This window comes from Robbsia andropogonis (assembly GCF_000970345.1).
Lineage (GTDB): Bacteria > Pseudomonadota > Gammaproteobacteria > Burkholderiales > Burkholderiaceae > Robbsia > Robbsia andropogonis.
Window position 1 is genome coordinate 1 of the sequence record NZ_LAQU01000133.1, and the last position, 2,260, is coordinate 2,260.

At 56.0% G+C, this 2,260-nt stretch carries 3 protein-coding genes and 1 pseudogene; 2 read left to right on the top strand and 2 right to left on the bottom strand.

All coding sequences use genetic code 11. The features are described from left to right. Positions 1-406, bottom strand: a pseudogene (locus tag WM40_RS26470) (energy transducer TonB); the annotation flags it as partial. Positions 407-681: 275 nt separating this feature from the next. Next, entirely contained in the window at positions 682-858 is a 177-nt protein-coding gene (locus WM40_RS30530; RefSeq protein WP_157793817.1) for a hypothetical protein, read from the bottom strand. 679 nt (positions 859-1,537) lie between these two features. On the opposite strand from WM40_RS30530, the gene WM40_RS26475 reads away from it, so the two are divergent. Next, positions 1,538-2,086: a sigma-70 family RNA polymerase sigma factor gene (locus WM40_RS26475; protein WP_082103293.1), complete on the top strand. Its 549-nt coding sequence runs from the start codon at positions 1,538-1,540 to the stop codon at positions 2,084-2,086. Beyond that, on the top strand, positions 2,086-2,260 hold a 175-nt coding region (locus WM40_RS29300), incomplete at its 3' end, for a FecR/PupR family sigma factor regulator (protein WP_236693720.1). The genes WM40_RS26475 and WM40_RS29300, both read left to right, overlap by 1 nt.

Sequence of the window (2,260 nt, forward strand, 5' to 3'; positions counted from 1 at the left end):
GAAGTCGTTTTGCTTTCGCGGGGTACTCGGGCGCCGGAATCTGGCAGCCTAACTGCCTGAGTTCCCCTTCGTTAATCTCCTTCGGCTTGTCCAGGATGTTCGGGCCCGGCGTGGGTGCTGCAGGGACTGCAGGGACTGCGGGTGCCGGTTGCGGTTGCACCGGCGGCGCTTCGTCAATTTTCGGCTTTTTCTGTGGAGCCTCGGCGACAATGCGGGGGCTCGGTGCCGTTGAAGAAAGGACTGGCGCCTTCTTCGATTTCTCCACTACGGGCTTGATCGACGGCCTGGGCTCCGGCTGCGGTTCCCGTTGCTTCACAGGCTGCGGAGTGGGCGCGGCGACCAACCTCACCTGCACCGTGCCAGCCTGTTTCCTCTCCGTCGTAAGAATCACTGCCGTGTGATTCATTGCAAAATCAATCCAATCCCGTGAGCCAACACGACGACTGCGGTAATCAAACCGCTTCGAATCTTCCGGGACCGCTCGTTTGCGCGCAATTCGCGATCAAACGGAGTGTCGTTAGGCCAAGACTGAAGATTGATTGATTCAGTTGTCATACACACTGCCTGGCAAGATAGTTGGCTATTTCCTCAGGATCTGAGGTGGGCACGCCAAAAAGGCGGGTAACACGTCAGATCCTTTGAAAGGCCTGTGCGTCACCGAGTGGAAATCAAAGCCGTTCCTCAAATATCCCGCACCGAAATTATGTCGTTGAGTGTAGCGATCCCTTCTGGAATGTTTTTTTGAAACAATCTTCCAATCAGGCAAACGTAGGAAATTTTCTCTAATATTGGCCACAAAAACGGCGAAATTTTTCTCAAAGCAATCAGCGCGGGAACAATGCAATGCGTCTCGTCCATTCCATCTCTCCCATGACGATGAGCCAACGGTTTCCCGCTCTGTTATCTGCATTGTGCAGCGAGCAGAGAAAAGTGACACCGCAGGAGGCGAGATATTTGCGCTTGACGCTGCGGGCAAGAGCGTAAGCCCTGCGCTCACGGGCTCTCGCTCTTCAGATAGCTTCAGAAAAAGCCTGGGAAAACTGAAAATGAGACGCTCGTGTTGACCGCGCGACAACGGGCCTGACTACCCGACGATCGAAGCACGAGCGACATTGCGGGGCGATTGGGATAGGCAGTGATTGCTCACGAAGCAGCGGGCCTGCCTGCGCGGTGCTTGCTCGTTGCCGAATGTCGCCTATTTGGAGAAGCGTGCCGCAACAACAGGGCTTGCGCGTCTAGCTAGCGCGTTGCACGATACGACGATCGCCACCCGCATAAAGCCCAAAAAGACCTTTCGCCGTGTGAATTCGGGGGTGCCGTGGTGCCATCGTCTTACCGGTGTCCCCGTATCGTGCGTTACCGGCGCAACGCCCTTCCAGTAAGTGAGTCGTTGGTTGCGAACTACACGACTATGTCGCGATTTTGAAATGGCATACTATCGCGTGTGCGTTTCGTGGAAAATACATTGTGCAAACGTGAAGCGCAGGCACACCCCGCGGGCGGCGAGTAAGTGTCGCGTGTTTGTAAACGGTGCCACATGACTAGAGCTTCAGATACCTTACAACCGGCAGCGCTAGTTACGGGCGAAGAAGCTGCTAATTTGCGCGCGATGTGGCTCGCGGATGAGTTTCGCTCCAGCTATGGATGGTTGAAATCGAAGCTGCATCGTAGCCTTCGTTCGGCCGCCGATGCGGAAGACATCGCTTCGTCTTCGTTTGTCGAGCTTGCGGGGGTTGAAGACCTTGACTCTGTACGCGAGCCACGCGCGCTTCTGACCGTCATCGCGCAACGACTGACTTACGGGCTGTGGCGGCGACGGGACCTTGAACGAGCGTACCTGGATTCGCTGGCACACAGTGATGAGCCTGTTGCGCCATCGGCCGAATCCATTGTAGAGATTTCCCAATCCCTCATGCTCATCGACCAAGCGCTTGACGGGCTATCGGCAAAAGCAAAAAGCGCGTTCATCTATAGCCAAGTGGATGGACTGACCTATGCGGAGATCGCGTCGCTGCTGGGCGTATCATCCAGCATGGTTCGCAAATATATCGCCCAGGCGCTTACACAATGCTACCTGATAGGCTAATGGCGTCTACTGACGTCTCAACGCTTGATGTCGCCGTCCAAGAGGCCATCGAGTGGGAAGTGATATTGCGCAGCGGTGACGTTTCGTCTGAGCAGCGTGCCAGCTTCGACGATTGGCGGCGCGCCGATCCGTCCCACGAGACTGCCTGGGCAAGGCTTCAGGCCAAACTCGGAA

Coding starts and splice junctions, on each gene's coding strand:
- WM40_RS30530 (WP_157793817.1), bottom strand. CDS start 858: ATGGACGAGACGCATTGCATTGTTCCCGCGCTGATTGCTTTGAGAAAA.
- WM40_RS26475 (WP_082103293.1), top strand. CDS start 1,538: ATGACTAGAGCTTCAGATACCTTACAACCGGCAGCGCTAGTTACGGGC.